Raw genomic sequence first — 25,066 nt, forward strand, 5'->3', positions numbered from 1 at the left:
CTGGGGCCACGGCCGCGCGGGTCGCGGTCCCGGTCACGTGAGTTTCGGCGTGGCGCACGCGGGCGGGCCCGGTGTGTTCGCCCGCGCGTGGCGCTACCGGCGGTCGAGCCGCAGAGTCGTCGCCGCGGCCTCGGCCGTCACCATGGCGTCGGTGCCGCCGCCGGTGTACTTGGTGCGGTAGGCGGCATCCACGGCCGCGGTGACCCGCGCGGAAGCGGTGCCGATGTCCTCGATGGTGACTTCGGCGTCCAGTCCCGGCACGCGAATGTGCGCCGAGCGCGACCGCACCGCGTCCCCGAACCAGCCCGTGTCCCGCCGGTACCAGGTCCGCACGTAGACCTGACCGTCGGCGCACACGACCCAGATCGGTGTCCACCGTCGCGAGCCGACCGCGATCTCCAGCTCCTGGGCCGCGTCCAGGAAGCTCAGGTCGTCGGCGGTCCAGGAGGTCGTCAAGCCGACTCCGGGCTCAGCAGGTCCTTCAACGCCACCGCGAACTTCCCCGGGTTCCGCTGCGGAGCCAGGTGCGCCCCCGGCATCTCCGTGAACGGCAACCCCAGCTCCAACGCCAAGATCTTCGCCGGCTGGTAGTGGTACCGCCCCCGGCTGCCCTCGCCGGCCACCGGGATGATCTCCGTGCCGGCCTTGCGCAGCGCACGCAAGTCCGGCAAGTAGTCGAAGAACGGCGTCAGCTCGCGGTCGAACAGCCGGATCCAGTCGGTCTCGTGGGGCAGCCGCAGGTTCGGCAGGTCCGGCAGCGCCGCGCCCGCGATCGCGTCCGCGAAACGGGTCACCGCCGTCAGGAGCTCACCCGAACGGGCCAGCCGGACCTGCTCCGCGGCCGCCGCGAGCCAGCCGCTCGCGTCCGGCATCAGGTGGACCGCCGGGGGCTCGTGCGCGACCAGCGTCGTCACCCGGTCCGGGTGCCGGGCCACCAGGTCGAGGCCGATCAGCGCGCCCGCGCTCGAGCCGAACACCAGCGCCGGGCCGTCGGTCGTGTGGCTCAGCACCGCCAGCGCGTCGTCCGCCTGGCGGGACACCGGGATCGGGCCCGTCGTGGTGTCCGTGCTGCCGAAGTGGCCGCGCCGGTCGTACGTGATGACGGTGTAGTCCGCGTACAGCTGCTTCGCCAGCGCGCGGTAGGAGTCACCCGCTCCGGTGCCGCCCGCGATCAGCAGCAGCGCCGGGCCCTCGCCGCCGCGGCGGACGAGGAGCTCGCCGTCCTCCACCGGGCAACGGCTCTCCGAGATCATGCTTGAAGTCAAGCACAGACAATGAAGTGGACGGCGCGGTGGTCGATCCCTAGCGTGCGCGGCATGGCGGAACGGCGAACGATCCTCAGCGGGTCGACCTTCGAAGAGCGGATCGGCTACGCCCGCGCGGTGGTCGACGGCGGCCGCGTGTACGTCTCGGGCACGACCGGCTTCGACTACTCGGCCATGACCATCTCCGACGACGTCGTCGAGCAGGCGGCGCAGTGCCTGCGCAACATCGAAGCGGCGCTGGCGGAGGCGGGCTGCACCTTCGCGGACGTGGTCCGCGTGCGCTACCTGCTGCCCGTGCGCGAGGACTTCGAGCCGTGCTGGCCGGTGCTGCGCAAGGCTTTCGCGGACGTCCGCCCGGCGGCGACGATGCTCCAGTGCGGCCTCGCGGACCCGCGCATGAAGATCGAAATCGAGGTGGACGCCCACCTGCCCGGCTAGAGCCGTTCGATGATGGTCGCCGTCGAGAGGGCGCCGCCGGCGCACATCGTCACCAGGGCCGTCGCGGCGTCGCGGCGTTCCAGCTCGTGCAACGCCGTTGTCAGCAGCCGGGCTCCCGTGCTGCCCACCGGGTGGCCCAGCGCGATCGCGCCGCCGTTGACGTTGACCCGGGCGGGATCCGGCGCCATGACCTGCTGCCACGACAGCGCCACCGAAGCGAACGCCTCGTTCACCTCGAACAGGTCCGGGTCGGCGATCGTCATGCCCGCCTTCGAAAGCACCCGCTCCGTCGCGCGGATCGGGCCGTCCAGGTGGTAGTACGGCTCCGCGCCGACCAGCGCCTGCGCCACGATCCGGGCTCGCGGGCGCAGTCCCAGCGCCGAAGCCCGCGCGGAATCCATCAGGAGCAGCGCCGCCGCGCCGTCGGAGATCTGAGAGGACGTTCCCGCCGTGTGGACGCCGTCCTCCACCACCGGCTTCAGCCGCGCCAGGCCTTCGGCCGTCGTCTCGCGGAGCCCCTGGTCGCGGCCGACCAGGCGCGTCTCGCCGGTCGCCGAACCGTCGGCGGCCAGGACCGGGGCCTTCACCGGCACCACTTCGCGGTCGAAGTGCCCGGCCTCCCACGCGGCCGCCGCCTTCCGCTGGGAGGCGACGCCGAACGCGTCGACGTCGGCGCGAGTCAGGCCGCGCCGGACCGCGATGCGCTCCGCCGCGCCGTACTGGTTGGGCAGGTCGATCGTCCACGACGCCGGCCGCGGCGAACCCGAACCCCGGTTCGCGCCCAGCGGCACCCGGCTCATCGCCTCGACCCCGCACGCGACGCCCACCTCGATGGCGTCCGCCGCGATCAGGCCCGCCACCAGGTGAGCCGCCTGCTGCGCCGAGCCGCACTGGGCGTCGATCGTCGTCGCGCCCGCCGTCTCCGGGAGGCCCGCGTGCAGCCAGGCCGTGCGCGTCACGTTGCCGGACTGCTCGCTCGCCTGCGTGACGCAGCCGCCGATCAGCTGCTCGACCAGGGCCGGGTCGAGGCCGGCGCGGTCGAGGAGGGCCTGCTGCGCGGCGCCCAGCAGCTCGGCCGCGTGGAGGCCGGCCAGCAGGCCGCCCCGCTTGCCGATGGGGGTCCGCACGGCTTCGACGATGACCGGCACGCCCATGTCGTCCCTTTCGTCGGGCAACGCTGTCCAGTGACCCAAAAACTAGAACAAGTTATCGTTCTGCGCAAGCGTCCCCAGGGTTGCCCGGATCTTGATCTTTCTCGAGTGAGCGCTCGCTCACCTGGCCTCATCGGTAAAGTTAACGGGTTTCACTGAACGCTCTTCCGGAAGTTAACACCGTATGCTCTAATCGCCATTAGAACGTGTTTCAAACGGCGAACCGTGGGAGGCAACGTGGCCGCTCCGCTCATCCCCGCCGGTTTCGACTTCACGGACCCGGACCTCTATGCCGAACGGCTGCCCCTGGCGGAGTTCGCCGAGCTCCGGCGGACGGCCCCCGTGTGGTGGAACCCCCAGAAGACCAACACCGCAGGCTTCGGCGACGACGGCTACTGGGTCGTCTCGCGCCACGAAGACGTCAAGGAGGTCTCGCGCGACAGCGCGCTCTACTCCTCCAGCGAGAAGACCGCGATCATCCGCTTCGACGAGAGCATGACCGAGGACCGCCTCAACGCGAACCGCCTGGTCCTGCTCAACATGGACGCGCCGCAGCACACGAAGCTGCGCAAGATCGTGTCGAAGGGCTTCACCCCGCGCTCGATCGCGAAGCTCGAAGACACGCTGCGCGACCGCGCGGAGAAGATCGTCCACGAAGCACGGAAAAAGGGAACCGGCGACTTCGTCACCGACGTCGCGTGCGAGCTTCCCCTGCAGGCCATCGCCGAGCTGATCGGCATCCCGCAGGAGGACCGGCTCAAGATCTTCGACTGGTCGAACCAGATGGTCGCCTACGACGACCCGGAGTACGAGGTCGAGCCGCTGGAGGCGTCCGCGCAGCTCATCGGCTACGCCTGGAACATGGCCGAGGACCGCCGCAAGTGCCCGATGGACGACATCGTCACGAAGCTGATCCAGGCGGACGTCGACGGTGAAGCGCTCGGTTCGGACGAGTTCGGCTTCTTCGTGATCCTGCTCGCCGTCGCCGGCAACGAGACCACGCGCAACGCCATCACCCACGGCATGAAGGCGTTCCTCGACCACCCGGACCAGTGGGAGCTCTACAAGGAGCAACGGCCGAAGACGGCGCCGGACGAGATCGTCCGCTGGGCCACCCCGGTGGTCGCGTTCCAGCGCACGGCCACCCGCGACACCGAGCTCGGCGGCGCGCACATCCGCCGGGGCGACCGCGTCGGCATGTTCTACAGCTCCGCCAACTTCGACCACGAGGTCTTCGACGACCCGGAGAAGTTCGACATCCTCCGCGAAGACAACCCGCACGTCGGCTTCGGCGGCACCGGTTCCCACTACTGCATCGGCGCCAACCTGGCGCGGCTGGAGATCGACCTGATCTTCAACGCGATCGCGGACGTGATGCCGGGGATCACCGAGGCCGAGCCCCCGGTGCGGCTGCGGTCCAGCTGGTTGAACGGGATCAAGCACTACCCGGTGCGCTACGCCTGAGGAACTCGTGGACCCGCCGCCGGGTGAGCCCGGTGGCGGGTTCGACGGGCCGCAGCCCCAGCACCGAGTGGAAGAGCGCGATGGTGGTCACCGGACCATGACATCATGAGGCGATGGCCCCGCGAGCGACTGTCGACGTCGAGTTCTCCGTCCGCGTCACCAAACCCGGGCCCGCCGCGATCTCGGTCGCCGCCGCCCACGCCGATACCGATGAGCTCACCGTCTCCTGGCACGGGGAAAGCGAGCTCGTCGAGTTCGAGCACGGCACCCGCGCGGAGGTCTTCGAGCTGCCCAAGGGCGAGCACCGCGTCAGCTACCACGCCGAACGCGCGCTGGGCGAGGCCGAACCCGAGCCCGTCACGCGCGCCGATGCCGCCGTCTTCACCCGGCCGAGCCGGTACTGCCCCTCCGACCGGATCGCCGGGCTCGTGCCGCCGGAGCTCTACGCGCTGAAGAGCGACCGGAAGAAGGTCGACACGATCGTCCGGCACGTCCACCAGCGACTGTCCTATGTGGTCGGCTCCAGCCGGCCCACCGACGACGCCATCGACACGCTCCTCGCCGGCGAAGGCGTCTGCCGCGACTTCGCGCACGTCTGCATCACCCTCTGCCGGTTCCTCGACATCCCCGCGCGCTACGTCGGCGTCTACGCGCCCGGGCTCTCGCCGATGGACTTCCACGCCGTCTTCGAGGCCGGGGTCGACGGCCTCTGGTACGTCTTCGACGCCACCCACCTCGCGCCGCGCCAGACCATGCTGCGCATCTCCACCGGCCGCGACGCCGCGGACACGGCGTTCTTCGCCACTCTCGGCTGCGAGCTCGACTTCCTCGGCAGCACGGTGTTCGCGACGACGGACACCGCGCTGCCCCACGACGACTGGCGCGAGCTCGTCGCACTGGACTGAGGATGGTCCGACCGCGTGTTAACTGCGCGAAGAGGCTCTTCGCTGGGTAGACAGTGTCCGTGAACAGTTCCCCCAAGGCCCCGAGCCCCTGGACGCGGGCCCGTGCCCGGTACCGGTGGCTGGACCACATCGCCCGCGCGACCAACCGCTACATCGAGTGCGGCGGCTACCACTACGTCGCCTCGATCACCTACTTCAGCCTGCTGTCGCTGGTGCCGCTGCTGATGGTCGCGTCGTCGGTCGCCGGGTTCGTGCTGGCCAGCCAGCCGCACCTGCTCGACACGATGGTCGCCGCCATCGTCAAGACGCTGCCCGGCGGACTCGGCGGCAAGGCCTCCGACCTGCTGACCGGCTTCGTGAAGCAGCGGACCAGCGTCGGGGTGTTCGGCCTGGCCATCGGCCTCTACTCGGGCTGGAACTGGATGAACGCGCTGCGGGACTCGCTGACCGCGCTGTGGGGGCAGAACCGGTCCGACCAGTCGCTGCCGCGGCTCATCGCCGTCGACCTGCTCGCGCTGCTCGGCCTGAGCGCGGCGCTGCTGGTGTCGTTCACGCTGACCATCTCCGGCACGGCGCTCGGCAGCTACCTGCTGCGGCTGGCCGGGCTGGATGACACGAGCTGGGGGCACCAGCTCGTCTCGGCGTCCTCGGTGCCGCTCTCGCTGGCCGCCGACTGGCTGGTGTTCCTGTGGGTGCTCACGCGGCTGCCGCGGCAGAAGGTGGGCGTGCGCAGCGCGGTGCGCGGCGCGATCGCCCTGGCCGTCGGGTTCGAGCTGCTCAAGCTGGCCGGCGGGATCTACCTGCGGCTGATCAGCGACTCGCCGACCGGGATCGCGTTCGGCTCGGTCATCGGCCTGATCTTCTTCATCTCGCTGGTGGCGCGGCTGCTCGTGTTCGTCACGGCGTGGACGGCCACCGGCTCCGACGCGCCGCCGCAGCCGGTCCAGCCGCCGGCGCCGGTCGTCCTCGAACCGGTGATCGTGGTGGACCCGCCGGTCGCGGTGCCGGCCACGGTCGGCGTCGTGACGGGGGTGATCGGCACGCTGCTGGCGCTCAGGTGGCGACGTTCGCGAGGCTGAAGAGCCGCATCAGCTGGTGGTCGATCAGCGCGATCGCCGCCTCCGGGGTGCGCTGGCCGAGGATGATGCTGGTCTGCAGGCCGTCGACGCTCGACAGGAGCAGCTCCGCCTCCGGCAGCAGTTCGAGGTCCGGCGCCACCTCACCGCGGTCGCGTCCCCACGCCAGCAGGTCCGCGGTCAGCCGTCCCAGCTCGGGCGGCGTGGCGCTGACCGCCGACGCCAGTCCGGGGTCCGAAAGGGACCGGACGAAGTAGGCGAGGTGCACGAGGTAGCGCGTGCGGCGCCCGTCGTCGACCGGCAGCATCCCGACGAGCATGGCGCGCAGCACCTCACGCGGGGTCGCGTCCTCGTCCGGACCGGTGCCCGCGCGGACGCTGTCCCCGGCGTCGGCGTTGAGGATCTCGAGCGCGCCGAGCAGCAGGTCGTCACGCGTGCCGAAGTAGTACTGGACCAGCCGCAGCGAGACCCCGGCCTCGGCCGCGACCTTGCGCAGCGACACGTCTTCGAGCCCGCGCGCGCTCGCGATCCGCCAGACGGCCTCGGCGATCTGGCGGCGGCGTTGCCCGTGGTCGGCGAGTCTCGGCATGGTGGGTCGAGCGTATCAACGTGGCTTGCCGGCGCCGACGACCCACATCGAGAAGTACTGCGACCCGCCGCCGTAGGCGTGCCCGACCGCGATGCGGGCGCCGTCCACCTGGTAGTCCCCGGCGCGGCCCATGACCTGCTTCGCCGCTTCGGAGAAGCGAAGCATGCCGGACGCACCGATCGGATTGGACGAGAGGACCCCGCCGGACGGGTTCACCGGCAGCCGTCCGCCGATCGCCGTCTCGCCGGCCTCGGTGACCTTCCAGCCCTCGCCTTCGGGCGCGAACCCGAGGTTCTCCAGCCACATCGGCTCGAACCAGGAGAACGGCACGTAGATCTCCGCGACGTCCACTTCGGACATCGGGTCCGTGATGCCGGCTTCGGCCCAGAGCGCGGCGGCGGCGTCGCGCCCGGCCTGGGGGTTGACCTGGTCGCGGCCGGCGAACGTCGTGGGCTCGGTCCGCATCGCCGTCGCGTGGATCCACGCGGCCCCGCCTTCGACGGCGTCCCCGGCGGCCTCGTCGCCGAGCACCATCGCGCACGCGCCGTCGGACGACGGGCACGTCTCGTCGTAGCGGATCGGGTCCCACAGCATCTGCGACTTCCGCACCGACTCGACCGTGATGTCGGCCTGCCGCAGGTGCGCGTACGGGTTCAGGGCGCCGTTGCGGCGATCTTTCGCCGCGACGATCGCGCCGACGTGCTCGGGCGCGCCGGACCGGCGGATGTAGGAGCGCACGTGCGGGGCGAAGTAGCCGCCCGCGCCGGCGCCGACCGGCATCTGGAACGGCGGCAGGATCGACAGGCCCCACATCGCGTTCGACTCGGACTGCTTCTCGTACGCCACGGTCAGCACCCGGCGGTGCACGCCGGACTGGATGAGCGAGGCCGCCACCAGCGCCGTCGACCCGCCGACCGAACCGGCGGTGTGCACGCGCAGCAACGGTTTCCCGGTCGCGCCCAGTGAGTCGGCGAGGAAGAGCTCGGGCATCATGACGCCCTCGAACAGGTCCGGCGCCTTGCCGAGGACGACGGCGTCGATGTCCGCCCACCCGACCTGGGCGTCGGCCATCGCGCGGTCGATCGCTTCGCGCAGCAGGCCCGGCATCGAGACGTCCTGCCGCTTGGCGCGGTGGTGCGTCTGGCCGGTGCCGAGCACGGCGGTGAGCTGCTTGGTCATCGGGCCTCCAGCACGGTCACCAGGTTCTGTTGCAGGGCGGGGCCGCTCGTCGCGTGCGCCACCGCCTTGCGGGATTCGCCGGTGTGGATCCGGGTCGCCGCTTCGCCGATGCGGGCGAGGCCGGCGGAGAACATCGGGTTGGCGGCGAGCGCGCCACCCGACGGGTTGACCTTGACGGTGTCGTCGAGCTTCAGCGCCGTCCGCAGGATCAGCTCCTGGTGCGTGAACGGTGCGTGCAGCTCGGCGAGGTCGACGCCGTCGAGGTCCAGGGCCCGGGCGGCGATCTCGGTGGACGGCGACCGCGTGAGGTCGCGGGCGCCGAGGACGGGCGAGTCGACGCGGTGCTCGATGCCCTGGATCACCGCGGGGTGCTCGACGATGTCCTTCGCGCGCTCCACAGTGGACAGGACGACGACCGCGGCGCCGTCGGTGACCGGCGCGATGTCGTGCTTGCGCAAGGGATCCGCGAAGTACGGCGTGTCGAGCAGGGCGCTGACGTCCTGGTCCGTGCCGCGCGCGGCCACCTCGGCGAGGTCCTTTTCGGACCACAGTCCGGCGTCCAGTCCCAGCCGCGCCTGGATCCCGGCGATCGACACCGAGTCCGGCCACAGGGGAGCGACGACGTACGGGTCGAGCTGCAGGGCGAGCACCCGCCGCAGCTGCCCGGCGCTGGACTTGCCGAAGCCGTAGACGAGCGCGGTCTCGACCTCGCCCATCTTGATCTTCAGCCACGCTTCGTAGAGCGCCCAGGCGGCGTCCATCTCGACGTGCGACTCGTGGATCGGCGGGAACGCGCCGATCGCGTCGACGGCGGCGATGAACGAGAAGGCGCGCCCGGCCAGGTAGTCCGACGAGCCGGAGCACCAGAAGCCGATGTCCTGTTTGGACAGGCCGGTCTTTTCGAAGACCTCGGCGAAGATCGGGACGAGCATCTCCACGCCGTTGGTGGTGCCCGCGGTCTCCCGGACGTTGGGGGCCTTCGCGAAGCCCGCGATCGCGACGTCTGGCATCAGGACCTCACAGGTGGTGGGCGAAGGTTTCGTAGGCCGCGTCGGGCTCGCCGGTCGGCTCGAAGTGGTCGATGTTCTCCAGCGACGTCCACCACTCTTCGCGCGGTTTCCAGGCCGCGCGCACGCGCATGCCCATCTTGACGTCCTGGGCGTCGCAGCCGAGGACGAGGTGGAGGAAGGCGATGTCGGCGCCGTCGAGCAGGATGTACGCGGCGACGTAGGGCGGCTTGAGGCGCTGGCCGAGGAACGGGACGTTGACGATGCAGAACGTCGTCACGATGCCGGTGTCGGGCAGCTCGACCTCGTCGGTGGTCGGCACGCCGTCGGTCGGGCAGGCGCCGCGCGGCGGGATGTAGACCTTCTCGCACTTCGGGCAGCGCTGGCCGATCAGCTTGCCTTCGGCGAGCCCGCGCAGGTAGCGGCTCTCCTCGGGGGAAGCGGAGTGCTGGTACTTGAGGTGCACCGGAGTGATGATCACGCTGACCGGCGCGCCTTCTTCGCGATCGGCGACCGGGGGAGCGGGCTCGGTCGGCGCGGTGTCTTCGGCGTCCAGTGGCCGGAAGTAGGCGATGTCGCGGATGTGCCCGACGACGTCGTCGGCCCAGCGCACGCGGACCCGCTGTCCACTGTGGATGTTTCCGGGCTCGCCCGCGTCCACGGCGTGGAGCATGGCGGTGTCGGCGCCGTCGAGCTTGACCAGGGCCCAGGCGAAGGGCCGGCTCAGCGGCTGCCCGTCGAGCGGCTCGGCGCACCAGGACCAGGAGACGACCGTGCCCTCTTCGGCCACCGGGACGAACTCGCTGAGCTGTTCGGCGGTCACGGGGTCGTACTCGACCGGCGGGACGTGCACGCGGCCGTCGCTGCCCCGGATGCCTTCGATGCGGCGTTCGCGCAGCGCGTTCACGAACCGGCCCAGGACGGGCCCGGTGGAGCGCGTGTAGTCGAAGCCGACGTTGAGGGGTGCCGCCAGTGGTGTCTCGGTCACGGTCATGAGTGAAACACGTTCCTGTTCTGTCGACAAGGTTGCTACGCGGGACGGTTGGGCATCGGTGGAACGCGTTCTAAGTCAGTGGCGTCAGTGGCCTCAGCGTCCTCGGAACTCCGGCTTCCGCTTCTCCGAGAACGCCCGCGGCCCTTCCTTGGCGTCTTCCGAAGCGAAGACCTCGATGCCGTACTGCGAGTCGAGCTTGAAGGCCTCCTCCTCGTGGAGCCCCTCGGTGTCGCGGATCGTCCGGAGGATCGCCCGGACCGCGACCGGCCCGTTCGCGTTGACCAGTGCGGCCAGCTCCAGGGCCTTCGCGAGCGCGGTTCCGTCCGGCACCACGTGCCCGATCAAGCCGATGGCCAGTGCCTCGTCGGCCGTGAGGTGGCGGCCGGTCAGCAGGATGTCCGCCGCGACCGTGTACGGGATCTGGCGCGGCAGCCGGACCGCCGAGCCGCCCATCGGGAACAGGCCCCACCGCGCCTCCGACACCCCGAAGCGGGCCGAAGCACCCGCCACCCGGATGTCCGTTCCCTGGAGGATCTCCGTGCCGCCCGCGATCGCCGGTCCCTCGACCGCCGCGATCAACGGCTTCGTCAGGCGGCGCCCCTTCAGGAGCCCGGGGATGCGCGAAGGGTCGAACTTACCCGAGGCGAACGACTCCGACGGCGAGTTCCGGGACATCGACTTCAGGTCCGCGCCCGCGCAGAACGCACCGCCCGCCCCGGTCAGGACGCAGCTGCGGATCGAGTCGTCGGAGTCCACGCGGTCCCACGCCTCGACCATGATCGCCATCATCTCGCCGGTGATCGCGTTGCGCGCCTCGGGCCGGTTCATCGTGACGACGAGGGTCTGGCCCTCCTGTGAGACCAGCGCGTGCGGTTCACCCACGGAAACCTCCTGAAGGAGCAGTGCCATTGCCCAGAACGATAACATGTTCTACTTTGAGGACGTGGCACTCAACATCGCGGATCTTCTGGAGCACGCCGTCGACGCCGTGCCGGAGCGCGTCGCGGTCGTGTGCGGCGACCGGCGGGTCACCTTCGCCGAACTGGAGGCGCGGGCCAACCGGCTCGCCCACCACCTCGCCGCGCACGGCGTGGGACGCGGGTCCCACATCGGGGTCTATTCCCGCAACTCGATCGAGGCCTTGGAGGCGATGATCGCCGCGTACAAGCTGCGCGCGATCGCCGTCAACGTCAACTACCGCTACGTGCACGGCGAGCTCGTCTACCTCTTCAACGACGCCGATCTCGCCGCCCTCGTGCACGAGCGGAGTTACGCCGACAAGGTGCGGGCCGTCCTGCCCGAGGCGCCGAAATTGAAACACGTTGTCGTCGTCGAAGACGGCAGCGACGGCGACTTCGAGAGCTACGGCGGCGTCGAATACGAGGCCGCGCTCGAAGCGCAGTCCCCCCAGCGCGACTTCGCCGAGCGCAGCAACGACGACCTCTACATCCTCTACACCGGCGGCACCACCGGCTACCCGAAGGGCGTGCTCTGGCGCCACGAGGACATCTGGCGGGCGCTCGGTGGCGGGATCAACTTCGTCACCGGCGAATACGTTCCCGACGAGTGGACGCTCGCCGAGCAGGGCAAGGCCGGGAGCCTGACCCGGCTGCCCGCCGCGCCGCTGATCCACGGCGCCGCGCAGTGGGCCGCGTTCGGCGCGCTGTTCACCGGCAGCCCGGTGGTGTTCGTGCCGCGCTTCGACGCCCACGAGATCTGGAGGGCTGTGCAGGAGCACAAGGTCCAGGTCCTCACGATCGTCGGCGACGCGATGGCGCGGCCGTTGATCGAGGCGTTCCGCGAAGGCGATTACGACGCTTCGTCGATCGTCGCGGTGTCGAGCCACGCGGCGCTGTTCTCGCAGTCGGTGAAGCAGGAGTTCGTCGAGCTCGTGCCGAACGCCGTGATCACCGACGCGATCGGCTCGTCGGAGAGCGGGTTCACCGGGATCGGCATGGTGGCCAAGGGCTCCGACCACAGTGCCGGGCCGCGGGTGAACTTCGGCAAGGACGCGATCCTGCTCGACGACGACGGACACCTCGTCGAGCCGAAGGCGGGCGCGATCGGGCTCATCGGCCGCCGCGGGCACGTCCCGCTCGGTTACTACGGCGATCCCGAGAAGAGCAAGACGATCTTCGTCGACATCGAGGGCGTCCGGTACGTCGTCCCGGGCGACTACGCCCGGTACGAGGAGGACGGCACGGTCACGCTGCTCGGCCGCGGCTCCCAGTGCGTCAACACCGGCGGCGAGAAGGTCTACCCGGAGGAGGTCGAAGGGGCGCTCAAGTCGCACCCGGACGTCTTCGACGCGCTCGTCATCGGGATCCCGGACGAGCGGACCGGCCAGCGCGTCGCCGCCGTCGTCCAGCTGCGCGAGGGCGCCGAAGCCGACCTCGACGGGATCGAGCAGCACGTCCGCGGCGAAATCGCCGGCTACAAGGTGCCGCGCACCGTCTGGCTGGCCGACGAGATCGGCCGCTCGCCCAGCGGCAAGCCGGACTACCCGTGGGCCCAGCGCTACGCCGCCGGCCACGAACCGGCCACGGCCCAGCCCGTCTAGGAGGACACCACCAGTGCGGACATCCCTGTGCGACCGGCTCGGCATCGACCTGCCGATCATCGGGTTCACGCCCTCGGAGCACGTCGCCGCGGCGCTCAGCCGCGCCGGCGGGCTCGGCGTGCTCGGCTGCGTCCGGTTCAACGACGCCGCCGAGCTCGACCGGGTGCTCACCTGGATGGACGAGAACACCGGCGGCAAGCCCTACGGCGTCGACATCGTGATGCCGGCGAAGATCCCCGCCGAGGGCACCCAGGTCGACCTCTCGAAGCACATCCCGGAGGGCCACCGCGCGTTCGTCGACAAAGTGCTGCGGGACCTTTCGGTGCCGCCGCTGCCCGACGACACCGACGAGCGCGCGGGTGTCCTCGGCTGGCTGCACTCGGTGGCCCGCTCGCACGTCGAGGTCGCGCTCAACCACCCGATCAAGCTGATCGCCAACGCCCTCGGCTCGCCGCCGCCGGACGTCATCGGCCAGTGCCACGACCGCGGCGTGCCGGTGGCAGCGCTCGCCGGGAAGGCCGAGCACGCGGTCCGGCACGTCGAGAACGGCGTCGACTTCGTGGTCGCGCAGGGCTACGAGGCCGGCGGGCACACCGGTGAGATCGCGTCCATGGTGCTGGTGCCGGAGATCGTCGACGCGGTCGACGTGCCGGTGCTCGCCGCGGGCGGGATCGGGTCCGGGCGGCAGATGGCCGCGGCGCTCGCGCTCGGCGCGTCCGGTGTCTGGATGGGCTCGATGTGGCTCGCGACCGAGGAGTACCTGCAGACCATGGGCGAGTCCGTGGCGATGCAGCAGGCGCTGGTCGGCGCGACGTCGTCGGACACCGTCCGGACGCGGATCTACACCGGCAAGCCCGCGCGGCTGCTGAAGACCCGCTGGACCGAGGCGTGGGCCGCGGCGGACGCGCCCGAGCCGTTGCCGATGCCGTTGCAGAACCTGCTGGTTTCCCACGCCCACAACCGGATCCACGCGGCGAACGACCCGAGCGTGGTGTCGATGCCGGTCGGGCAGATCGTCGGCCGGATGAACGCCGTCCGCCCGGTCGCCGACGTCGTCGCGGATCTGGTGGCCGGCTACGAAGAGGCACTGTCGCGTTTGGACAAGACGCGCTGAAGGGGGCCCGCCGCGGCGAGCCCCCTTCAGCGTCCGGGTGTTACAGCGAGGAGGCGGCCGCGGCGATCTTCGACGCGAACGTGCTCACCTCGGTGTAGACGCCGGGGGCGTGCGGCCGGGCGCAGCCGTCACCCCAGGAGACGATGCCGACCTGGATCCAGGCGTTGGCGTTGTCCCGGCGGAACATCGGGCCACCGGAGTCGCCCTGGCAGGTGTCGACCCCGCCCGCGGTCAGGTTGCCGGCGCAGATCTCGGCGCTCGGGATGAGGTCGGGGTAGCTGCCGCCCTGTGCGGCGCAGGTGGAGTCGGAGACGAACGGGACGGTCGCCTTCAGCAGGTACCGCTGCTGCGAGCCACCCTCGGTCGCCGCGCCCCAGCCGGCCACGGTGAACGTGCCGGTGTTGTAGGTCGAGGTCGTCGCGATCGGCAGCGTCGAAAGGCCGGTGACCGGGCTCGCGAGCTTGATCAGCGCCCAGTCGCCGCCGGTCGAGGTGCCGTAGGTCGGGGACTGGTAGACGTAGGTCGACTTGATCTTCTTGGCGCTCGTGCTCTGCAGGTCGACGACGCCGACGGTCGCCGTGATCGACGTGTTCGACCCGGTCCGGCTGACGCAGTGGGCGGCGGTCAGGACGATCTGGTTGGTGTAGAGCGAGCCGCCGCAGCCCATCGACAGCCGGACCATGAACGGGAACTCGCCCTGGGCGGCCCGGGTCCCGCCGACGACGTCGGTGGAGGGCGGCTGGGCCGCGATCGCGGGGGTGGCGAACGACGCGGCCGCGGCGACCGCGGCCACCGCGGTGGTGACGTTTCTGAGCAGGGTGAACCAGCGCTTGGGAGCCAAGGGGATCAGTCCTTCCAGTGTCCACAGTGGAAGCCATTGCCGTCTGCGGCCCCCTGACTACACCAGGTGCTCACATACCCGGACAACCGACTTTCTTCGGATGTTTCGGGCGGTTGGGTGATTTCTCACCGCCGGATCCGGCGAACGTCGTAGGCCGAAGCGCCCAGTGACCGTGCCGCGCGGCCGTCCGGGCCGCCGGCCTCCGAATTCGAAGCATCCGGGTGATCGTCGGTGTTGCGCGCCACAGCGAACCACCGCGCGCCGGGAAACCAATAGGGTCGATTCCGTGCCTGCCCCTCCGCGCCATCACCGCCTGTCCGCCGACGGTCCCGTGCTCGACGGGATTCCCGAGCACGGCCGTGTCCCGCGCTACTACGCGGTCAAGGTCGAACTGCTGGCGGTGATCGCGGAACTGGGCGAAGGATCGGTGCTGCCCACGGAACGGGAACTGTGCGAGCGGTTCGAGGTGTCGAGGGCGACCGTGCGGCAGGCAGTCGGCGAGCTGGTGCTCGAGGGCAGGCTCAGCCGGCGGCAGGGGAGCGGCACGTTCGTCGCGGGCCCGAAGCTGGTGCAGCCGCTGGCCCTGGTGAGCTACACCGAAGGGCTGCGGCGTCAGGGCATCCGGCCGGGCCGCACGGTGATCACCCTCGAGCGGCGCCTGGCCGGCAGCGCGCTGGCGGCCGACCTGCAGGTCACGTCGGACGCCGAAGTGATCCACATCGAGCGGGTGCTGCTGGCCGACGAGGAGCGCGTCGGCCTGGAGTCGACATATCTCCTGGCCGAGCGGTTCCCGACGTTGCTCGAGGTGTTCGACCCCGAGCAGTCGCTGTACGCGTGCTTGAGCGAGAAGCTGGGCGTGGTCTTCGACGGCGCCGAGGAACGCGTCGAGACGGTGCTGGCGACTCCGCGCGAGGCCCTGCTGATCGGGACGAACCCGGCGCTGCCGATGCTGCTGATGCACCGGATTTCGTGGGGTCCGGACGGGGCGCCGTTCGAGCGGGTGCGTTCGTTGTACCGCGGTGACCGGCTCAGTTTCGTGACCCGGCTCGGGCGCGCCTGAGGCGACGCTGCTCGGGCTGGTCCGGGGGCGCGCGGCGCACCGCCGATGCAACCGTTCCGGCGTCCGGTCCGTCTGGCAGGTATGCGCACAGTGCTGGGTACGGGTCTGCTGCTCCTCACGCTGACGGCCTGCGGGGCGGCGAACACGGCCGCGCCCGCCGGCAGCACCGGTCCGGAGACGCCGACGACGTCGGCTTCGTCCTCGGTGCCCGGTTCGCCGCCGGTCGCCCCGCCGCCGTCGCAGACGGTCGGCCGCCCGACGCAGGGCATCGCCCCGGGCGACGACGTGATCGCGGAGTCCCAGGTCGACGCGCGCGGGCTGCCCGAGGGCTACCCCCGCAGCCTCACGCGGAGCACCGACGGCAAGACGCTGATCCTCCAGGCGGAGGAGGGCGGGTGCCGCCGCGTCTCGGCCCACGTCGGCGACCAGACGCCGGAGCGGGTCGTCGTGCTCGTCGCCGTCACCGCGGCGAAGAAGGGCCAGATGTGCCCGGACTACATCAAGGAGGTCAGCGTCCCGCTGGCGTTGGCCGAACCGCTCGGGACGCGCACCGTGGTGCTCACGCAGGGCTGACGCACCGCATCGACGCTGGGAGGGCCGCCCCGGGACGCCCGGGGCGGCCCTCCCGGACCACGTCCACGGAGCTTCCACGGGAAAGCTCCCCGTGGGTCGATCTTCGGTGCAACCCCTCGCCGCGCTCGTTCCGTCTTCGGGACATGAGGTACTTAGCGAAGGTGGCCGGGACCGGCGCGATCCTGCTGATGGCGACGGCTTGCGCCGGCCAGAACGTGCCCATCAGCCAGCCCGCCGCCGGGGGGACCTCAGCGGCTCCCACCGGCAGCGTGTCGACGTCGCCGACCGAGTCGGTGCTGCCGGCGCCGCCGTCGGCGAACCCGCCGGGCAAACCCCGGCTGACCGTGCCCGAGGGCAGTACCCCGGTGCCGCCGGACAAGGTCGACGCCGCCGCGCTGCCCAAGGACTACCCGCACGAGGTGTGGACGTCCAACGGCGGCACCATCCTCAACATCCGCGCCCAGGAAGGCGGCTGTGGTCACGCGCTCGGCGAGGCGGCCGAGCAGGCGGGCGACCACGTCGTCGTCAACCTGAGCGAGACCAAGGCCCAGACCGGTCAGATGTGCACGATGGACATCCGGTACCCGGTGATCTCGGTCGCGCTGGCCGCGCCGCTGGACCAGCGCACGGTGGTGCTGAAGACCACGCCCGCGAAATGATCTAGGGTCGGGTGATGGGAAGCCGCCAGGTCTCACGCACCGCGATCGTCGCCACGACCCCGGAGAAGATCTTCGGGCTCCTGGCCGATCCGGCCCAGCACCCGCTCATCGACGGATCCGGCACGGTCCGGGCCGCCCAGTCCGGCGGCCCGGACCGGCTCACGCTCGGTGCCAAGTTCGGCATGGACATGAAGATCGGCGCGTCGTACAAGATCCTCAACACCGTGGTCGAGTTCGAAGAGGGCAGGCTGATCGCCTGGCGGCACTTCAACGGGCACCGCTGGCGCTGGCGCCTCGAACCCCTCGACGGCGGCCGCACCGAGGTCACCGAGACGTTCGACTGGTCGACGGCCAAGTTCCCGCTGGCCATCAGCCTCAGCCCGTTCCCGCGCAAGAACGCCGACGGCATCGAGAAGACCCTGGCTCGGCTCGGGGAGCTGTTCCCGGCCTGACGGTGACCCACCCGGATTAGTTGTACAGTGCTTAATATTGTCCGTGCAACTAGTTTGGGAGAGCGGTGCCGCAGCCGGTGCGGCGGCGGCTGGTCCTGGCCATCTGCTGCCTGAGCCTGTTCATCGTCGGGCTCGACAACACGATCGTGAACCTCGCGCTGCCGTCGATCCGCCACGAGTTCGGCGCGTCGGTCTCGAGTCTGCAGTGGACGATCGACGCGTACACGCTCGTGCTGGCGAGCCTGCTCATGCTGTCCGGCTCGACGGCCGACCGGATCGGCAGGCGCCGGACGTTCCAGACCGGGCTCGCGCTGTTCAGCCTCGGCTCGCTGCTGTGCGGGCTCGCGCCGGACATCGGGCCGCTGGTCGCTTTCCGCGCGCTGCAGGCGATCGGCGGGTCGATGCTCAACCCGGTCGCGCTGTCCATCGTCGCCAACGTCTTCACCGACCCCCGTGACCGCGCCCGCGCGATCGGCGTCTGGGCGGGGGTGAACGGGCTGAGCCTGGCGGTCGGGCCGGTGCTCGGCGGCGTCCTCGTCGCCTGGGCGGGCTGGCGCTCGATCTTCTGGATCAACGTCCCGGTCGGCGTGGCCGCGATCGTGCTGACGGCGCTGTTCGTCCCGGAGTCCCGCGCTCCGCGCCCGCGCCGCCTCGACCCGGTGGGGCAGTTGCTGGTGATCGTCCTGCTGGCGTCGCTGACGTACGGGATCATCGAAGGCCGCGGCTCGGGCGCGGCGGTGGTGGTGGGGTGCTTCCTGATCGCCGCGGCGGCGCTGGCGGTGCTGGTGCCGTACGAGCGCCGGCGCCGCGACCCGTTGCTGGAGCTGAGGTTCTTCCGCAGCGTGCCGTTCTCGGGTGCGACGCTCACCGCGGTCGCCGGCTTCGCGGCCCTGTCGGGCTTCCTGTTCCTCACCACCCTCTACCTCCAGGAAACGCGCGGCTTTTCGGTGCTGCACGCGGGTTTGCTGACCCTGCCGATGGCCGTGCTGACGGCCGTCGGCGCGCCGCTGTCGGGCCGGATGACCGGGACCCGCGGCCCGCGGCTGCCGTTGCTGGTGGCCGGTGCGGGGATCGCCGTGTCCGGTGTCGTACTGGCCGGGATCGGCCCGCGGACGCCGATTTCGCTGCTGGTGGTGGGGTACGTGTGCTTCGGCATCGGCTATGGCCTGCTCAACGCGCCGATCACGAACGCGGCGGTGTCCGGGATGCCGCGCGAGCAGGCGGGCCTGGCGGCGGCGGTGGCGTCGACGAGCCGCCAGGTGGGGACGTCGCTGGGGGTGGCGGTGGTCGGCGCGGTCGTGGCGGGGAGCGCCGGGACGCCGCCGGGGACCGGCCGCGCGGTGTGGACGATCGTCGCGGGCTGCGGGGTGCTGGTGTTCGTGCTGGGGCTGGTGACGACGGGCCGCTGGGCCATGGCGACCGCTGCGCGTGTGAGTGGTCCGGACCACGAAGACGCCCCGGCGGCCTGACCGCCGCGCGATCCGCTGTTGAGCGTCGCTTGTCCGACCGGTGGTCCGGACCACTCCGGCCGGTCGGTGTCGAAGTCGTCGAAAAGTCTTTTGAAATCTCGGTGAACCGCCGCTGTTACCGAGCCGTATCCATCAGTGAGGTGGTGATCAGAGAGGAGGGGCCATGCCCCGCTTGAGTAGTGGTCGGCACCGCAAGCAGGCGACCGTCGGTCTGGCCGCGCTGCTGGGGGTCGCCGGTGTCACCGCGACCGCCATCGCGCTGAGCAGCCCCGCGGGCAACGCCGCCGAGGCGCCCAAGGAGAACTGTGGGGGACTCGACACCGCGCTGCAGAACAACCTGAACTTCATCGCGGGCCAGCAGGCGGCCCCGGACGCGCAGTCGGCCGCGCGGATCGCCAACCGGCAGGCGGTGGTCGACCTGATCCAGCAGCGGCGGCAGGTCGCCGGCTGCACGGCGAACGTGGCCGCGAACAACGGCCAGGCCGCGCAGGCCCCGGCCCAGCAAGCACCGGCCCAGCAGGCACCCGCCGCGCAGGCCCCGGCGCAGCAGGCGCCCGCTCAGCAGAACCAGAACCAGGCCGGGGCGAACACCGGCAACCAGGGCGCGACCGGCGATGTCGTGTGCGCGGGCTCCACCGTGACGCTCTCGGGCGAGGGCGGCGCGCCGGCGGCGTCGAGCAACCAGTTCCCGGCGGGGACGAAGCTGAAGGTGACCAACCTGGACAACTCGAAGTCCACGACGGTCGAGGTGACCTCGGTGTCGGGCAGCTGCACGCTGCTCAACAACGCGGCCTTCGAACAGGTTCGGGAACCCGGAAAGTTCCTCATCCGGCGCGCACGGATCGAGCGCGTCGGCTGAGGGAGCAGGGAAGAAAGGGGGCACCGGCGGCGGGCCGGTGTCCCCTTCCCTTGCGTGCTAACGGAAGCTGATCTGCAGCACCGGGTCGCCGGTGCTCGCGAAGAAGTCGTTGCCCTTGTCGTCGATGACGATGAACGCCGGGAAGTCCTCGACCTCGATCTTCCAGACGGCTTCCATGCCGAGCTCGGCGTACTCGAGGACGTCGACCTTCTTGATGCAGTCCTGCGCGAGCCGCGCGGCCGGGCCGCCGATCGAGCCGAGGTAGAACCCGCCGTGCGACCGGCACGCGTCGGTGACCTGCTTGGAGCGGTTTCCCTTGGCCAGCATGACGAGTGAGCCGCCGGCGGCCTGGAACTGCTCGACGTAGGAGTCCATCCGCCCGGCCGTCGTCGGCCCGAACGAGCCGGACGCGTAGCCCTCCGGCGTCTTGGCCGGGCCGGCGTAGTAGACCGGGTGGTCCTTCAGGTAGTCCGGCATCTCCTCGCCGGCGTCGAGACGCTCGGCGATCTTCGCGTGCGCGATGTCGCGCGCGACGACCAGCGGCCCGGTGAGGGAAAGCCGCGTCTTGACCGGCAGCTGCGAGAGCTGGGCCCGGATCTCGGCCATCGGCCGGTTGAGGTCGACGCTCACGACGTCGTCGGAGAGGTCCTCCTCGGTGACGTCGGGGAGGAAGCGGGCCGGGTCGCGCTCGAGCTGCTCGATGAAGACGCCGTCCGCGGTGATCTTCGCCTTGGCCTGGCGGTCGGCGGAGCAGCTCACGGCGACGCCGACCGGGCAGCTCGCGCCGTGGCGGGGGAGCCGGATGACGCGGACGTCGTGGCAGAAGTACTTGCCGCCGAACTGCGCGCCGATGCCGAACTGCCGGGTCATCTCGAGGACCTGCTGCTCGAGGTCCCGGTCGCGGAAGGCGTGGCCCAGCTCGGAACCCTCGGCCGGCAGGTTGTCGAGGTAACGCGCCGAAGCGAGTTTTGCGACCTTCAAGTTGAACTCGGCCGACATGCCGCCGACGACGATCGCGAGGTGGTACGGCGGGCAGGCCGCGGTGCCGAGGCTGCGCAGCTTCTCGTCGAGGAAGCGCGCGAGCCGCTTCGGGTTCAGGACGGCTTTCGTCTCCTGGTAGAGGAACGTCTTGTTGGCGCTGCCGCCGCCCTTGGCCATGAAGAGGAACTCGTAGGCCGGGTCGTCCTGACCGTCCTTGTGGTAGAGCTCGATCTGGGCCGGGAGGTTCGTGCCCGTGTTGCGCTCGTCCCAGAAGTTCACCGGTGCCATCTGCGAGTACCGCAGGTTCAGCTGCTGGTAGGCGTCGAAGATGCCCCGCGAGAGAGCTCGCTCGTCGTCGCCGCCGGTGAGGACGCCCTCGCCGCGCTTGCCGATGACGATGGCGGTGCCGGTGTCCTGGCACATGGGGAGGACGCCGCCGGCCGAGATGGCGGCGTTGCGCAGCAGGTCCATGGCGACGAAGCGGTCGTTGCCGCTGGCCTCGGGGTCGTCGACGATGGCGCGCAGCTGCTGAAGGTGTGATGTGCGCAACAGGTGCTGGATGTCGGTGATGGCGGTGCGCGCGAGGGTGGTCAGCGCGGCGGGGTCGACCTTGAGGAACTTCCGCCCGGCGGCTTCGACGGTCTCGACGCCCTCGTCGGTGACCAGCCGGTACTCGGTGGTGGTGTCCTTGCCGAGGGGGAGGACTTCGGTGTGCTGAAACGTGGTGGTGGACGGCACTGCCAGGCTCCTTTGCCAGCTCCGGGATCGGTCCACCCTACGCAGCGGGGAGGTCGACGCCGAAGAGGCATGCGGTCACTGTGGGCCACCCCACGCCCACCGCGGGCGCGTGAGCCGGGTCCCGCCGGACGAATGGTCGGGAGGCCGGGTCCACCCCGACGGACCCGACCTCCCGGGGAGAGCTTCCGGACGCGTGCACGCCCGGTCGCGAGGTCTGTACCGGTACTTCGAGGCTGGCGTGACCCAAGTCATAAGTCAACGCCGCCGAATGGGTACCGCCACCGGTTGCTACCCAGGTCGGCGCAGCGTCAAACCGGTTCTTGGTGACATATTTTCGGTCGCCACGACGCCCCTGGTCGTCGCTGTGCGCACAAAAAACGGGGCGGGTGCGCACTCTGTGCGCATCCGCCCCGTTCGGCGTAGTCGTGGATCGGTGATCAGCTGGCGTAGGCGCGGAGCCGGTCCGCGCGCTCGCCCTGGCGGAGCTTCGACATGACCTCGCGCTCGATCTGGCGGACGCGCTCGCGGGACAGCCCGAAGTGCTTGCCGATCTGGTCGAGCGTGCGGGGCTGGCCGTCGTCGAGGCCGTAACGCAGGCGGATGACCTGCTGCTCGCGGTCGTCCAGCGTCGACAGGACCCGGCGCAGGTCGTCCTGCAGCAGGCTCGAGATCACGGCGCTCTCGGCGTCCGTCGCCTCGGAGTCCTCGATGAAGTCGCCCAGCGGGGCGTCCTCCTCGGTGCCGACCGGCATGTCCAGGCTTACCGGGTCACGCGAGTGGTCGAGCAGGTCCGAGATCTTGTGCGCCGGGATGCCCGACTCGGCCGCCAGCTCCTCGTGCGTCGCGTCGCGCCCGAGCTGCTGGTGCAGGTCGCGCTTGATGCGGGCCAGCTTGTTGACCTGTTCCACGAGGTGGACCGGGAGCCGGATCGTGCGCCCCTGGTCGGCCATCCCCCTGGTGATGGCCTGGCGGATCCACCAGGTCGCGTAGGTCGAGAACTTGAACCCCTTGGAGTAGTCGAACTTCTCCACCGCGCGGATCAGACCCAGGTTCCCCTCCTGGATCAGATCGAGCAGCGGCATCCCCCGGCCGGTGTAGCGCTTGGCCAGCGAGACCACCAGGCGGAGGTTGGCCTCCAGCAGGTGGTTCTTGGCCACGTGCCCGTCACGGACCAGGGCGGAGAGCTCCTTGCGGCGCTTCGGGGTGAGGTTCTCCCCGGTGTCCAGCATGTGCTGGGCGAAGACGCCGGCTTCGATGCGCTTGGCGAGCTCGACCTCGTCGGCCGCGGACAGCAGCGCCGTCTTGCCGATACCGTTGAGGTAGACACGCACGAGGTCGGCGGCGGGGCTCGGGGCGTCGAGGTCGCCGTCGGCGAGCGCCCCCACGCTCACCGGCTCCTCGGACACCTGAGCCGGGATGCGCTCGCGAATCCCGCGCGACTCGCGTTCGAGAGTCTGGACTGACATTCTGCCTCCCCGGTCACGGGCTGAACGTGTTGCTGCGGTCGTCCCACCGGGTGCGTACCCGCGGACCGGGGCCTGTGGAACCCGGTACGCCGGTCCGGCCGGCTTGGCTGGACATCTGGCACAACGCTCCGGGTTTCCAAAACGTTCCCGGCTCGCCTGAAAAGGAGACGGCTGCGGGCGCGCTCCGGTTGCTCCACCATTGCTGAGCTTTTGCTGAGAACGGTCCGTGACCGGACAACCTGAGAATCCGATGTGAATCGGGTCGAGATGTGAACCGGCGGGCGGTGGTCTAGACCTCTACGAGAACGGTGAACGGACCGTCGTTCACGCTCGAGACCGCCATCATCGCCCCGAAACGGCCCGTCGCGACGGTGGCGCCGCGGCCGCGCAGCTCGGCCACGACGGCGTCCACCAACGGCTCGGCCGCCTCCGGCCGGGCGGCCTGCGTCCACGACGGCCGGCGCCCTTTCTTCGTCTCGCCGTAGAGCGTGAACTGGCTCACCACGAGCAGCGGCGCATTCGCCGTGGCGCATGATTCCTCGTCGCGCAACACGCGCAGCTCGTGCAATTTGCGCGCCATCGTCACGGCCTTCGCCGCGTCGTCGTCGACGTGGATTCCCAGCAGCACCAGCAAACCCGGTTCGGCGATGGCCCCGACGACCTCGCCCTCGACGGTCACGTCGGCCCGCGTGACGCGGGCCGCGACCGCCCTCACCGGCCCGCCGGGACGAGCATCCCGTGCCGGACCAGCTCGCGGACGACGGGCAGCGCGGCGGCCGCCAGCTCCTCCGCCTCGAGCCCTTGCGAGAACGCGAGGAGCTCGATCAGGTCCGCCAGCGGCAACGCGCCGCGGCAGCCGGCGAGCAGCCGCGCGGCCAGCTCGTCGACCTCGTGCTGCCAGCCCGGCCCGTCGGTGCGGTGCAGCCGCCGGACGGTCGTCGCCCAGCCTTCGTCACCGGGTTCCTCGACGCTTTCCAGCAAAACCGTGTCCGGGACCACAAAACGGACATCAAGTAAGGAATCTCCCGATTCCCGCAGCCAGTCCACGCGTTCGAGCCAGCCGGCCGCTTCCGGGCCCAGCGGGTCGTCGTAGGCCTGCCGCAGGTCCTCGCACACCACGGTCGGGGTGCGCCCGGCCGCGCGCCGCAGCGTGACGAAGCCGAACCCGATGCCCTGGACGTCGTTCGCCGCGAACCAGTCGAGCCACGCCGCCGCCTTCGCCCGGCCCTCCGGCGAGCGCGGGTCGAGGCCCGCGTCCCGCAGCCAGGTGCCGACGTAGAGCGCCGGGTCGGCGATGTCGCGCTGGACGAACCAGGCGTCGGTCTCGGCGGGCAGCCAGCGGCTCACCCGGTCGGCCCAGTCCTCGCGGCCGGTGTGCAGCCAGGAGCCGAGCAGGTGCCCGACTCCGCCGTCGTTGAGGAAGCCCGGCAGCTGCCGGATCACCAGCGCGGTCGCGTCGTCGCCGGCCAGCCCGGAGTCGCGGTAGGTGTAGTCGACGCGGGCCGGTCCGACCACGAACGGCGGGTTGCAGACGACCTGGTCGAACTTCCGCCGGGCGACCGGCGCGAACCACTCGCCGCGGGCCAGCTCGACGTCCAGCTCGTTCAGCCGGAAGGTCGCCGCGGCCAGCGTCAGCGCCCGCTCGGAGACGTCGGTGGCCGTGACGCGCCGGGCGTGCCGGGTCGCGTGCAGCGCCTGCACGCCGTTGCCGGTGCCCAGGTCGAGCAGGGTGCCGACCGGGCGGCGGCTGGTCGCGCGGATCAGCGACAGCGACGCGTGCCCGACGCCGAGCACGTGGTCCTCGGGCACGGTGGTGCCGAGCACGTCGGCGTCGAGGTCGGACACGACCCACCACGAGCCGTCGTCGTCCCCGTGCGGCCGGATGTCGAGCGCCGCGCGGTAGCCGCCGGCCGCCGGGGCCAGCACCCCCGCGGCGACGGCGTCCTCGGGGGACAACGGCGCGAAGGCGGCCTTGATCGCGGTCTCCGGCTCGGTGCCGCCCAGCAGGAACAGCCGGATCAGCGTGCCCAGCTCGCCCGCGTCCCGGGTCGCGCGCTCGGCCGGCACCGGCTCGCCGCGGCCCAGCGCCGCGTGCGCGGCCCCGCCGAGGGCGGCCACCACGCCGTCGGCGTCGTAGGAGGCGCGCCGGAAGGCCTCGCGCAGCCGCGCGCAGACGTCGTCGGACAGGTCGGGCAGTACGCTTCGCGTGCTCACGGTGGGTAATGC

The 25,066-nt window shown here is 71.0% G+C and carries 25 protein-coding genes; 12 read left to right on the forward strand and 13 right to left on the reverse strand.

Annotation, left to right across the window (positions count from 1 at the left end; all coding sequences use genetic code 11):
• Positions 1 to 93: 93 nt before the first annotated feature.
• Both AA23TX_RS09710 and AA23TX_RS09715 read right to left on the reverse strand, forming a co-directional pair.
• Positions 94 to 456 (reverse strand): DUF2255 family protein, encoded by a 363-nt coding sequence (locus AA23TX_RS09710; protein WP_155542229.1) that lies wholly within the window; start codon positions 454 to 456, stop codon positions 94 to 96.
• Positions 453 to 1,253, reverse strand: a complete 801-nt coding sequence (locus AA23TX_RS09715; protein ID WP_196425253.1) for an alpha/beta fold hydrolase — start codon at positions 1,251 to 1,253, stop codon at positions 453 to 455. The genes AA23TX_RS09710 and AA23TX_RS09715 overlap by 4 nt, the downstream gene beginning before the upstream one ends.
• A 63-nt stretch (positions 1,254 to 1,316) precedes the next feature.
• Here AA23TX_RS09715 and AA23TX_RS09720 point away from each other — a divergent pair, with 63 nt between their 5' ends.
• The gene (locus AA23TX_RS09720; protein WP_155542230.1) at positions 1,317 to 1,703 is read left to right on the forward strand and encodes a RidA family protein; all 387 of its coding nucleotides are present in this window, start codon (positions 1,317 to 1,319) and stop codon (positions 1,701 to 1,703) included.
• Here the strand turns inward: AA23TX_RS09720 and AA23TX_RS09725 are convergent.
• The gene (locus tag AA23TX_RS09725) at positions 1,700 to 2,857 is read right to left on the reverse strand and encodes a steroid 3-ketoacyl-CoA thiolase (RefSeq protein ID WP_155544345.1); all 1,158 of its coding nucleotides are present in this window, start codon (positions 2,855 to 2,857) and stop codon (positions 1,700 to 1,702) included. The genes AA23TX_RS09720 and AA23TX_RS09725 overlap by 4 nt on opposite strands.
• A gap of 234 nt (positions 2,858 to 3,091) precedes the next feature.
• On the opposite strand from AA23TX_RS09725, the gene AA23TX_RS09730 reads away from it, so the two are divergent.
• From AA23TX_RS09730 to AA23TX_RS09740, 3 genes are all read left to right on the forward strand, one after another.
• The gene (locus AA23TX_RS09730; protein WP_196425254.1) at positions 3,092 to 4,318 is read left to right on the forward strand and encodes a cytochrome P450; all 1,227 of its coding nucleotides are present in this window, start codon (positions 3,092 to 3,094) and stop codon (positions 4,316 to 4,318) included.
• A 113-nt stretch (positions 4,319 to 4,431) separates the two neighbouring features.
• A complete protein-coding gene (locus AA23TX_RS09735; RefSeq protein ID WP_155542232.1) occupies positions 4,432 to 5,223 on the forward strand; it encodes a transglutaminase-like domain-containing protein in 792 nt (263 codons plus the stop codon).
• Positions 5,224 to 5,282: 59 nt separating this feature from the next.
• Positions 5,283 to 6,302, forward strand: a complete 1,020-nt coding sequence (locus tag AA23TX_RS09740) for a YhjD/YihY/BrkB family envelope integrity protein (RefSeq protein WP_155542233.1) — start codon at positions 5,283 to 5,285, stop codon at positions 6,300 to 6,302.
• On the opposite strand, the gene AA23TX_RS09745 is transcribed toward AA23TX_RS09740, so the two are convergent.
• The 5 genes from AA23TX_RS09745 to AA23TX_RS09765 all read right to left on the reverse strand — a co-directional run bounded on the left by AA23TX_RS09745 (position 6,277) and on the right by AA23TX_RS09765 (position 10,950).
• Positions 6,277 to 6,888: a TetR/AcrR family transcriptional regulator gene (locus tag AA23TX_RS09745; RefSeq protein WP_155542234.1), complete on the reverse strand. Its 612-nt coding sequence runs from the start codon at positions 6,886 to 6,888 to the stop codon at positions 6,277 to 6,279. The two genes, AA23TX_RS09740 and AA23TX_RS09745, sit on opposite strands and share 26 nt — an antisense overlap.
• 15 nt (positions 6,889 to 6,903) lie before the next feature.
• A complete protein-coding gene (locus tag AA23TX_RS09750) occupies positions 6,904 to 8,067 on the reverse strand; it encodes a thiolase family protein (RefSeq protein WP_155542235.1) in 1,164 nt (387 codons plus the stop codon).
• Positions 8,064 to 9,077 (reverse strand): thiolase family protein, encoded by a 1,014-nt coding sequence (locus AA23TX_RS09755; protein WP_155542236.1) that lies wholly within the window; start codon positions 9,075 to 9,077, stop codon positions 8,064 to 8,066. The genes AA23TX_RS09750 and AA23TX_RS09755 overlap by 4 nt, the downstream gene beginning before the upstream one ends.
• Positions 9,078 to 9,084: 7 nt before the next feature.
• The gene (locus AA23TX_RS09760; RefSeq protein ID WP_196425255.1) at positions 9,085 to 10,068 is read right to left on the reverse strand and encodes a Zn-ribbon domain-containing OB-fold protein; all 984 of its coding nucleotides are present in this window, start codon (positions 10,066 to 10,068) and stop codon (positions 9,085 to 9,087) included.
• A 93-nt stretch (positions 10,069 to 10,161) separates the two neighbouring features.
• On the reverse strand, positions 10,162 to 10,950 hold the full coding sequence (locus AA23TX_RS09765; protein WP_155544346.1) for a crotonase/enoyl-CoA hydratase family protein: 789 nt from the start codon (positions 10,948 to 10,950) through the stop codon (positions 10,162 to 10,164).
• A gap of 61 nt (positions 10,951 to 11,011) precedes the next feature.
• Between AA23TX_RS09765 and AA23TX_RS09770 the strand changes: the two genes are divergently transcribed.
• Together AA23TX_RS09770 and AA23TX_RS09775 are read left to right on the forward strand one after the other, a co-directional pair.
• Positions 11,012 to 12,628 (forward strand): acyl-CoA synthetase, encoded by a 1,617-nt coding sequence (locus AA23TX_RS09770; RefSeq protein ID WP_196425256.1) that lies wholly within the window; start codon positions 11,012 to 11,014, stop codon positions 12,626 to 12,628.
• Positions 12,629 to 12,641: 13 nt separating this feature from the next.
• Positions 12,642 to 13,742 (forward strand): NAD(P)H-dependent flavin oxidoreductase, encoded by a 1,101-nt coding sequence (locus AA23TX_RS09775; RefSeq protein WP_155542239.1) that lies wholly within the window; start codon positions 12,642 to 12,644, stop codon positions 13,740 to 13,742.
• A 40-nt stretch (positions 13,743 to 13,782) separates the two neighbouring features.
• Here AA23TX_RS09775 and AA23TX_RS09780 read toward each other — a convergent pair whose 3' ends face one another.
• Positions 13,783 to 14,583 (reverse strand): S1 family peptidase, encoded by an 801-nt coding sequence (locus tag AA23TX_RS09780; protein WP_155542240.1) that lies wholly within the window; start codon positions 14,581 to 14,583, stop codon positions 13,783 to 13,785.
• A gap of 286 nt (positions 14,584 to 14,869) precedes the next feature.
• Here AA23TX_RS09780 and AA23TX_RS09785 point away from each other — a divergent pair, with 286 nt between their 5' ends.
• The 6 genes from AA23TX_RS09785 to AA23TX_RS09810 all read left to right on the forward strand — a co-directional run bounded on the left by AA23TX_RS09785 (position 14,870) and on the right by AA23TX_RS09810 (position 19,655).
• Positions 14,870 to 15,643 carry a GntR family transcriptional regulator gene (locus tag AA23TX_RS09785; RefSeq protein WP_155542241.1) on the forward strand — a complete coding sequence of 258 codons (774 nt, stop codon included), beginning with the start codon at positions 14,870 to 14,872 and terminating at the stop codon, positions 15,641 to 15,643.
• Between the two features lie 81 nt (positions 15,644 to 15,724).
• Complete coding sequence (locus AA23TX_RS09790) at positions 15,725 to 16,216, forward strand: hypothetical protein (RefSeq protein WP_155542242.1); 492 nt, start codon at positions 15,725 to 15,727, stop codon at positions 16,214 to 16,216.
• Positions 16,217 to 16,359: 143 nt separating this feature from the next.
• Positions 16,360 to 16,875: an RAD23 family protein gene (locus AA23TX_RS09795; protein ID WP_230862405.1), complete on the forward strand. Its 516-nt coding sequence runs from the start codon at positions 16,360 to 16,362 to the stop codon at positions 16,873 to 16,875.
• A gap of 14 nt (positions 16,876 to 16,889) precedes the next feature.
• On the forward strand, positions 16,890 to 17,327 hold the full coding sequence (locus AA23TX_RS09800; RefSeq protein WP_155542243.1) for an SRPBCC family protein: 438 nt from the start codon (positions 16,890 to 16,892) through the stop codon (positions 17,325 to 17,327).
• 65 nt (positions 17,328 to 17,392) lie between these two features.
• Positions 17,393 to 18,796, forward strand: coding sequence for an MFS transporter (locus AA23TX_RS09805; protein ID WP_155542244.1), 1,404 nt, complete (start codon positions 17,393 to 17,395; stop codon positions 18,794 to 18,796).
• A 163-nt stretch (positions 18,797 to 18,959) separates the two neighbouring features.
• Positions 18,960 to 19,655 carry an SCO2207 family protein gene (locus tag AA23TX_RS09810; protein ID WP_155542245.1) on the forward strand — a complete coding sequence of 232 codons (696 nt, stop codon included), beginning with the start codon at positions 18,960 to 18,962 and terminating at the stop codon, positions 19,653 to 19,655.
• A gap of 57 nt (positions 19,656 to 19,712) precedes the next feature.
• Here the strand turns inward: AA23TX_RS09810 and AA23TX_RS09815 are convergent, their stop codons facing one another.
• The 4 genes from AA23TX_RS09815 to AA23TX_RS09830 all read right to left on the reverse strand — a co-directional run bounded on the left by AA23TX_RS09815 (position 19,713) and on the right by AA23TX_RS09830 (position 25,054).
• Positions 19,713 to 21,374 (reverse strand): fumarate hydratase, encoded by a 1,662-nt coding sequence (locus AA23TX_RS09815; RefSeq protein WP_155542246.1) that lies wholly within the window; start codon positions 21,372 to 21,374, stop codon positions 19,713 to 19,715.
• Positions 21,375 to 21,811: 437 nt separating this feature from the next.
• Entirely contained in the window at positions 21,812 to 22,840 is a 1,029-nt protein-coding gene (locus tag AA23TX_RS09820; RefSeq protein WP_155542247.1) for a sigma-70 family RNA polymerase sigma factor, read from the reverse strand.
• Between the two features lie 289 nt (positions 22,841 to 23,129).
• Entirely contained in the window at positions 23,130 to 23,555 is a 426-nt protein-coding gene (gene dtd / locus AA23TX_RS09825) for a D-aminoacyl-tRNA deacylase (protein ID WP_155542248.1), read from the reverse strand.
• Complete coding sequence (locus AA23TX_RS09830) at positions 23,552 to 25,054, reverse strand: DUF7782 domain-containing protein (RefSeq protein ID WP_196425257.1); 1,503 nt, start codon at positions 25,052 to 25,054, stop codon at positions 23,552 to 23,554. Before AA23TX_RS09830 ends, dtd begins: the two co-directional genes overlap by 4 nt.
• Between the last annotated feature and the right edge of the window lie 12 nt (positions 25,055 to 25,066).

This window comes from Amycolatopsis camponoti, assembly GCF_902497555.1.
GTDB classification, from domain to species: Bacteria; Actinomycetota; Actinomycetes; order Mycobacteriales; family Pseudonocardiaceae; genus Amycolatopsis; species Amycolatopsis camponoti.